The 7,680-nt window shown below is 38.7% G+C and carries 7 protein-coding genes and 1 pseudogene; 2 read left to right on the forward strand and 6 right to left on the reverse strand.

Annotation, left to right across the window (positions count from 1 at the left end; translation table 11 throughout):
• Positions 1 to 438: 438 nt before the first annotated feature.
• From ACESM0_RS09060 to ACESM0_RS09070, 3 genes are all read right to left on the reverse strand, one after another.
• Positions 439 to 1,659, reverse strand: a complete 1,221-nt coding sequence (locus ACESM0_RS09060) for a hypothetical protein (RefSeq protein ID WP_372905736.1) — start codon at positions 1,657 to 1,659, stop codon at positions 439 to 441.
• 12 nt (positions 1,660 to 1,671) lie between these two features.
• Positions 1,672 to 2,121, reverse strand: a complete 450-nt coding sequence (locus tag ACESM0_RS09065; RefSeq protein WP_372905738.1) for a hypothetical protein — start codon at positions 2,119 to 2,121, stop codon at positions 1,672 to 1,674.
• A 64-nt stretch (positions 2,122 to 2,185) separates the two neighbouring features.
• Positions 2,186 to 2,734 carry an adenine phosphoribosyltransferase gene (locus ACESM0_RS09070; protein WP_372905740.1) on the reverse strand — a complete coding sequence of 183 codons (549 nt, stop codon included), beginning with the start codon at positions 2,732 to 2,734 and terminating at the stop codon, positions 2,186 to 2,188.
• Positions 2,735 to 2,805: 71 nt separating this feature from the next.
• Between ACESM0_RS09070 and tadA the strand changes: the two genes are divergently transcribed.
• On the forward strand, positions 2,806 to 3,282 hold the full coding sequence (tadA, locus tag ACESM0_RS09075) for a tRNA adenosine(34) deaminase TadA (protein WP_372905742.1): 477 nt from the start codon (positions 2,806 to 2,808) through the stop codon (positions 3,280 to 3,282).
• Here the strand turns inward: tadA and ACESM0_RS09080 are convergent.
• Together ACESM0_RS09080 and ACESM0_RS09085 are read right to left on the reverse strand one after the other, a co-directional pair.
• Positions 3,279 to 4,862 carry a VTT domain-containing protein gene (locus tag ACESM0_RS09080; protein ID WP_372905744.1) on the reverse strand — a complete coding sequence of 528 codons (1,584 nt, stop codon included), beginning with the start codon at positions 4,860 to 4,862 and terminating at the stop codon, positions 3,279 to 3,281. The two genes, tadA and ACESM0_RS09080, sit on opposite strands and share 4 nt — an antisense overlap.
• Positions 4,863 to 4,868: 6 nt before the next feature.
• Complete coding sequence (locus ACESM0_RS09085; protein ID WP_372905746.1) at positions 4,869 to 5,672, reverse strand: lysophospholipid acyltransferase family protein; 804 nt, start codon at positions 5,670 to 5,672, stop codon at positions 4,869 to 4,871.
• Positions 5,673 to 5,825: 153 nt separating this feature from the next.
• Here ACESM0_RS09085 and ACESM0_RS09090 point away from each other — a divergent pair, with 153 nt between their 5' ends.
• A complete protein-coding gene (locus ACESM0_RS09090; protein ID WP_372905748.1) occupies positions 5,826 to 6,641 on the forward strand; it encodes an alpha/beta fold hydrolase in 816 nt (271 codons plus the stop codon).
• A 70-nt stretch (positions 6,642 to 6,711) separates the two neighbouring features.
• Here the strand turns inward: ACESM0_RS09090 and ACESM0_RS09095 are convergent.
• Positions 6,712 to 7,680 (reverse strand): annotated as a pseudogene (locus tag ACESM0_RS09095) (hypothetical protein); the annotation flags it as partial.

Consider the following 7,680-nt stretch of genomic DNA (forward strand, 5'->3'; position numbering starts at 1 on the left):
CGAATCGATAGAAAGAGTGAGACCGGGGTCAGTATATCAGCCATCATTCGACGATATATCGGGATAGCTGTATAGTTTTTTGCTAATTCAGAAAAATGTTTAAAGTCCATAAAGTTTAAATAAAAAAACCCGCCTCCGTAATACGGCAGCGGGTTTATCAAATCTTTCTAAAACGTAATTACATCATAGTGATTCCACTGCCGAAATATATCGAGCCGGCCACCACCAATTCATATGTACGTTTTGCTTATTCATACGGGTAGAAACTATTGCTTGATTAGATGAAATGCAACAGAAATATTCGAGGTATCGGTATCGTCAATTGAAGATTGAAAGATTATTCTACAGACTCAGCTGATTACCGAAACTCCTAGTACAAAAAAAGCCGTCCTCAATATTTTGAGGACGGCTTAGAAAAAGTGATCCGTTTAACTTGATTTAGCTCTTCTTGGTTACAAGAAGTACTACAAGGCCAAGAATAACGGCCAGACTGATAAGAAACAGGATAAACATCAAATTCGATGTTGGTGGAGCATTTTCTCCCCATGTTCCTAGCTGTACATCAATCTCCGCCATTTGTGACGTAGAGAGAACATCACCCTGAACCAATACCTCGCCCCACTGTCCTTTAACAGTAGAATTCCAGTAGTTGGCAAAGTTTTGGTATGCCTCGTAATCCTCTTCACTGTTTGATTCAACAGCTGCTTGAGAAGATTCTCTCACGTACACTCCAAGTGCATCAAAAAATTCATCGGAACCGGTAAATGAATCTAACTCAATGCCATTCTGATTGAACGATGTTGACAGCGCATTCCAGAGTTTATTGTCTATACTTGCCTGCCAAGCTGCAAGCATATCAGTAACTTCCTGACGCTCTTGTACCGGAGAATCCGGTGCAAATGTATTGGTCAGTTGGTCTCCGATTCTGTCCCACACATCAGCGAAATAGCCGTGCTGTGCGCGCATACCCAGATAGTCGGCAGATGAGAGGTCTGAACCCTGATCTGCAATATTTGTGTATTCCGAAATGATAGTCTTTAAAACATCAACCGGATTATCTTCCATTCGCTCTGCTGCATCAGCAATTTCAGACTGTGTTGACGAGTCCATTGATTGATACTTCGTCATCAGATTTTCTAAAAATTCTGTAACGAAAGCATCTCGCTGTTCCAGGTTCTGTCTGTACTGACGAATCAGTGCAGCCTGTCTTCGCTCATTAGCTGAAGAACGATCGAGTTGCTCTTTTAGATCAGCTTGCTCCTCGTCCAGTTCAGTCATTTGATCTCTGAACTGATCGAGCTCATCCATTAAACCGCGAATGCGTTCATTTAGTTGCTCAATTACTGAGATGTTTTGTTCTGATGCGACATACCGACTTCTTAAATCGCTGATTTTATCTGAAAAAGTTTCCGGATAAAGTGCGGCATCAATGATATCCGAGTACTCGGAATAATCTGCTTCAAGTCCATCAATATCGGCATTTAAGCCTTCGAGATCTTCTGAACTAACTGCGTTATCTACCCGGTTAACAAGTTCTGAGTAGTCTGCCCTGAAGTCTTCCTGAATTTGATAATCAGACTGCTGAGCAACAACTGTTGAACTAACAACGAATAAAAGAGCAGCTAATATAGAGAGTGAGTTGTAAATTGTTTTCTTCATTGTATTAGTCTCTTAGTTTCGTCCTTCTTGATTAAGATTATAGGTATCGCCGGATGCTCTGTCAACGAGTTCGATAAAGCCATCACGCTGATTAAAAGCCGGTTGTCCCAACCCCTGCCCTGTAATCTCAATTTTATTTTCCAGTTTCAGTTCGCCTTCATCAGTTTCAAAAACATATACATTGTTGAAACCGGCAGCGGTAACAAAGTAGTAACCCGCATTGTTGCGAATCAGGCGGATTTCATCAACGGATGAAGTTCCCTCTTCCTCCAGAAGATTCGATATGTTGAACTTGATTGCATATCGCTGGTCATGTACTTCGTTGTTTGAATCCGGACTCAGCACGCTTTCGATCGGCTGTGAGTAATCCACATTCTGGATAACTAACGAAGGTCCACAAGCTGCAGCGCCAAACAAGATAGCAACACACATTGCGAGTGTGGTAATTGTTGGTTTTGCCATAGTAGTTAGTTTATGATGTTTTAGTGATTATTGGTTATATATTCGAAAAAAGCTTATTTGTTTCTTAAATGCTTAAAATTGAATGGAATGGAGCTGTTTGATCCAAACTTTGACGGCCTTTCAAAAATTCAATTTCCATTACAAAAGAGTATCCGATAATATTGCCTCCAAGCTTCTCAATCAAACCGGTTGCCGCCATTGCAGAACCGCCCGTTGCAATCAGGTCATCATGTATGAGAACGTTATCGCCTGGATTTATAGAATCTTTATGTATTTCCAGAGAATCTGTACCGTATTCGAGTTCATATTCAATTGATTCAGTTTCAGCCGGAAGTTTATGCGGTTTGCGGATTGGGATAAATCCTGCATGTAGATCTTGTGCCAAATTTGTTCCAAAAAGGAATCCGCGCGATTCCAACCCTGCTACATAGTCAATGCGAAACCCTCGAAATGGTTCAGCAAGCAATCTGGAAGTAAGTTCTAAAAGATACTTATCATTTAAAAGTGGTGTAATGTCTTTGTATATAATTCCTTCTTTAGGAAAATCTTTTACTGAACGAATATTATCTTTCAGTATCTTTTTCAGATCACTGTCTGTATCATCTAATGACATTCCTTAACAAATTCGCTATAAGTTATTTACGAATAATCGTGAAGTACTAAACATAATATTTTTTACTGCAAATGTTTAATGGAAAAGGTTCAAATTCTAAATTAAATCATGATTTATTTATGATGAAGGCATTTCATCTGGCTGAAAAAGCTTTTGAAGATGATGAAGTGCCTGTAGGTGCCGTTGTTGTGTATGAAAATAGTATCGTTGGACAAGGTTATAATCAGGTTGAACGCTTGAATGATCCTACTGCGCACGCAGAAATGATTGCAATTTCAGCGGCATGTGATACGCTCTCATCAAAATATCTTTCAGATTGTACTTTATATGTCACACTCGAACCTTGCGCAATGTGCAGTGGTGCCATTGTATGGTCAAAATTAAAACGAGTTGTTTTTGGTGCGCTGGACGCTAAAGCCGGAGGCTGTGGTTCATTATTCAATATAGCCGCTAATAAAAAGCTAAATCATCAAACCGAAATTATACACGGTGTAATGGAAATAGATTGTCAATTTATTTTGAATAGATTCTTCAAAAGTAAACGTTAGTTTCTTTGAAAACGCTGCAAAAATCTAGACCACTTCACCAGCAACCTCCTTCTTCCCCGAACAGTAGTCAATGGGATTCCTACTTTAAAAATCAGATAAATCAATAAAATCGTAACTATCAAAATCCAGATTGCGTAGTCCTGATATACCGTGAGGTACTGTAGCATCGGCTGTCCAATCAGTACAGTTATACCAACCAGTAAAGGTGTCCATATCGCTACTGATAGTGCAAAATAGGTGAAGAATGTTTTGAATTTGGAGTTAAGAAGGCCCGCTGAAAAATAAGTAGGAAATCTGGCTCCCGGAATAAAACGAGCTACAAACAACAACTCCATACCATACATATCATAAAGATTCTGTGCCCTGTTCAAATCTTCTTCTTTGATCATCCACTTAAATGGCACTCTCTTCAATATTGGATTACCCACCTTTTTCCCGAGCCAATAGATATTTGTATCTATGATAAGAATCCCCAAAAAACAGCTTAATACCGCGTACATAAATGGAAAGATACCGGCCGCCGCAAGAAGTCCTGCAGCGATAACGGAAAGATCTTCACTGAAAATTGTCATGGCCATAATGAGAAAAAATATTGTAAAGAATGCCTTTCCACTTAGCGACTCAACGTCTTCAGAATCAAATGGTTCTGAAGATTGTTGAATTCTCTGCTCCGAAGCTTCCTGCCTGTTTATACCCTCTCCTGATTCCACCCGATTTAAAAACTTTGAAATTTCTTCACTCCACCCTTCATCAGTTAATATATCTCTGTTTTGAATATCATCAAGTAAAACCAACTTACTTTGTGGAATAACCCGATGCGTCTCTTTTGCCGTATATTGCGGAACATTTTGATCATTAACATCATGAAGTATCAAAACAGGTGCATGAATATCTTTAGCAGTCTCACGAAAATCACGTTGGTCTAAATATCTAGTAGCATCAATATATTCCAGCGAAAATTTTTGAGAGTGATACCATCCAAAATGAGGAAAAACGTATTTGTAGAAAGATACAATCGGTCTTGCTAAACTATACAGTGAACGGTTGATGTGATGATTTCCTAAAAACCGCAACTCCTGTGCACCAATAGATCCTAAAAGTGTTAAGCTTCTAATGCTATCCAGTTCTTCAGCAGCTCGTATTGATAAAAATCCGCTATACCCGTGCCCCATCAGATGAAAGTCTTTGACGTTTAATTCTTCAAATAATTGATTCAGCGATTTTAATTTGTGATCAGTTGTAAACCTTTCATTCGTCGTTCCAGTTTGAAATTCCACAACTTCAGGAAGGATGATATGAAATGAATCCTTCAGAGATTCTGCCACAGGAAGAACAGCTTTTGAGCGAAAATAGATATCAGGCAGAATGATCAATTTTGGTTTTTCAACAGCATCATTATATCCCAATTCATGATAAGTAATTTCAAGCTGCTGATCTGAAATCTGTAACTCAATACTTTTTTCATACTTTCCCTGATGATCTACAGCCGGAAATACAATTTGGATAAACCATGATATGCCGAGCAGAATTAAATAAAAACCCAGAATAAAGAGCAGAATATTTCTGTTTTTTTTCTTCAATCTTGCCTAACTCTTTACTGACTTTTCATTGGATACTTTCAATTCAGAATGTTGTTGATTCTGCAGATGTAAGACTTTGACTTTTTTATAAAGTTCTGCTGCAAGTTCTTTTCTTTCACTTTTATGTATCGTTTTCTCCCCAAACCGTATGCGTGCTTTTGTGGTTCGATTTCCTGCAAATTTAAAAAAATGACTTCCGAAAGGCTCGTCGTTCCACCAGCACACACTATAAATAGCATCTATATCTTTCGGGCCCGTCTCATAGGTAATATATGCATAATGAACGGGCATCAGACTCTTTGCTGGGTGCTCCAGTATGGAAGGTTTAAAAGGAAGCAGTGATTCTCCGCTTGATGTGGTTCCTTCAGGAAATAGAACAACGCCTTTGTATTCTGATATTTGCCCGGCTACCGATTGGTTTACTCTTGCCACATCAGACTTTCGCCGTCTGTCAATAAAAATGATTTCCAGCGTTTTTGCCATGAAACCGATCACAGGCCAATTTTTGACTTCTGCTTTTGAAACAAATGTAGTTTTTAAAGTTTTGAAATAGATTATAATGTCCACGTAGCTCAAATGATTGCTGACAAGAAAAAAGGGCGGTTCTGGGATATTTCCCACAACTTCTACCTCAATTGATAAAATTTTGCAAACAGATTTTCCCCACAGAGTTAAACAAAAGTTTCTTATACCTCCGGTTTCTTGTCTAAACAATTTCAAGATTAGATAACCGATGGCAAAACATCCGTAGAAGAAAAGTGTGGCAATAATTGTGAAGATTGTTTTTAAGCAAGACCTTATAAATTTCATAGATCAAAAATAACTCTTTATCCAATAAAGAAAAGAATTAAGTGAGCGGTAAACGTCACATTGGAAAACAATTTCTTCATAAGGAGTATCTTATTTGTATTTTGTGACGTTATTAAAGCAAATAATAAATACCTATTTCTGCATTAACGGTTCATGCTTTACAGTAAATCATTTTATAAAAGTGAAGACAAAGACTGGGTTGTTTTTGTCCACGGTGCAGGCGGCTCCTCTTCTATTTGGTATCAGCAGTTGAAGGCCTATAAGGATGAGTTTAATGTACTTCTGGTTGATCTCCGCGGACACGGAAAGTCAAAGGAGATGAGTACGATGAAAAAATACTATAAGGAGAAATATACCTTCAGAACCGTAAGCCATGACGTGCTTGAAGTTTTAAAGAATAAAAATATTGATAAAGCACATTTTGTAGGAGTATCACTCGGCACTATCATTATTCGCACAATAGCTGAAATTAATCCGGATATTGTAAAATCTGCCATTATGTGTGGAGCTATTACCAGAATGGATGTGCGCAGCAGGGTTTTAGTATGGCTCGGTCATACATTTAAAAAGGTGGTTCCATTTATTTGGCTCTATAAACTTTTTGCCTGGATTATTATGCCCAAAAAACATCATGAAGAGTCCAGGTCTCTGTTTGTTGAAGATGCAAAGAATCTGGCTCAAAAAGAATTTTTAAAGTGGTTCCGGTTAACCTACGATATCAATCCTCTACTCAGATATTTCAAAGAAAAAGAGATGGAGGCACCCACCCTGTACGTTATGGGCGAAGAGGATCATATGTTTTTGCCCCCCGTTCAAAAGATGATTCAGGATTTTAATCACAGTGAATTGGTTATTGTAGAGGGAAGCGGACACGTAGTAAATGTCGATAAACCGGATGAGTTCAACCGGATTACATTGGAATATCTGAATCGTCAGTCTAATAGAATTTCTACCGCAGAATCAGCATAAACTTCAGTAGCTGACATCAAAAAACCTGACAAGATATTACTCATGTCAGGTTTTTTTAAAAAACTTTCTGTTACCTGTTTACATCCAGTCTGGTTTCACGAATAATACGAGACAACCAAGCTTCTGACTGAACGGTATTCTGAATTTCGCGTGTATAATCTATTGCCTCATCGGGATCAGCAAATCCATCATAAGCCACAAAGTAGTAGTCAGTAGCCGGATTAAACAGCATGTGAGCGTCATATCCACGATCAGTAAGTAATTCATAGAGCCGATCTGCATTGTCTTTGACCAGAAATGAACCACCAATTACATAGAAGTTGAGATCGCTGTAATCTCCGTTCATGTTTTCCAATTCCATTTCACGCCATTCTCCGGAATACTGAGAAAGATCCCTGCCATGCATGTTTCCTTCCTGAAGCTTGCGCTCTTCCAGCTCAGTTTTCAATCTGTTTATCTCTTCTTCATCAATCGTTTGAGGTGTACTTGTTAATTCCACCTCTTCTTCCACAACATTGACTTCGTCAGTTACAACCTCAGTTTCCGAATCAATATTATCAGTTTCATCCATTATACCAGAACCAAGTACGGGCTTCGGAGATTTGGGGCTTACGTATTCAAAACGATTTCTGTGACGTTCCTGAGCTACATCAAGAAGCTCCTGCTGAGATTGAAATCTTTTAGCAAAACGTTCTGGTATAGTATCTTCAAGTTCAGCCTGAAGCAGTATAATCAACTCATTCTCCTGTAGATCGGATGAGTTATATCCGAAGAGATATTTAAGGCCGAAAAACCAACCTGGAAGGTCTTTCAAGATTGGAATACCACGACGTACTTTAGCCTCTTCCGTTCTGTATAAACCGGCAATAACTGTACTTTCACCATCCAATAATAATGCATGAGTACTTGCTGTCTGTTTACTGATAACCGTACTCACCGGATCTGGCTGCGCAGATGACCGTTCAGCCTCAATATTGAGGTAGATCAAAGTTGTGTCTGCATACTGAACAATTTCAGGAGTTACTTCCAAAATTGTACC

The sequence above is a fragment of the Rhodohalobacter sp. genome (assembly GCF_041686455.1).
GTDB lineage: Bacteria > Bacteroidota > Rhodothermia > Balneolales > Balneolaceae > Rhodohalobacter.

Bases quoted from the DNA above. Each gene is read 5' to 3' on its own strand.
- ACESM0_RS09070 (WP_372905740.1), bottom strand. From the start codon at position 2,734: ATGTCATTAGATGATACAGACAGTGATCTGAAAAAGATACTGAAAGAT.
- ACESM0_RS09090 (WP_372905748.1), top strand. From the start codon at position 5,826: ATGCTTTACAGTAAATCATTTTATAAAAGTGAAGACAAAGACTGGGTT.
- ACESM0_RS09060 (WP_372905736.1), bottom strand. From the start codon at position 1,659: ATGAAGAAAACAATTTACAACTCACTCTCTATATTAGCTGCTCTTTTA.
- tadA (WP_372905742.1), top strand. From the start codon at position 2,806: ATGTTTAATGGAAAAGGTTCAAATTCTAAATTAAATCATGATTTATTT.
- ACESM0_RS09065 (WP_372905738.1), bottom strand. From the start codon at position 2,121: ATGGCAAAACCAACAATTACCACACTCGCAATGTGTGTTGCTATCTTG.
- ACESM0_RS09085 (WP_372905746.1), bottom strand. From the start codon at position 5,672: ATGAAATTTATAAGGTCTTGCTTAAAAACAATCTTCACAATTATTGCC.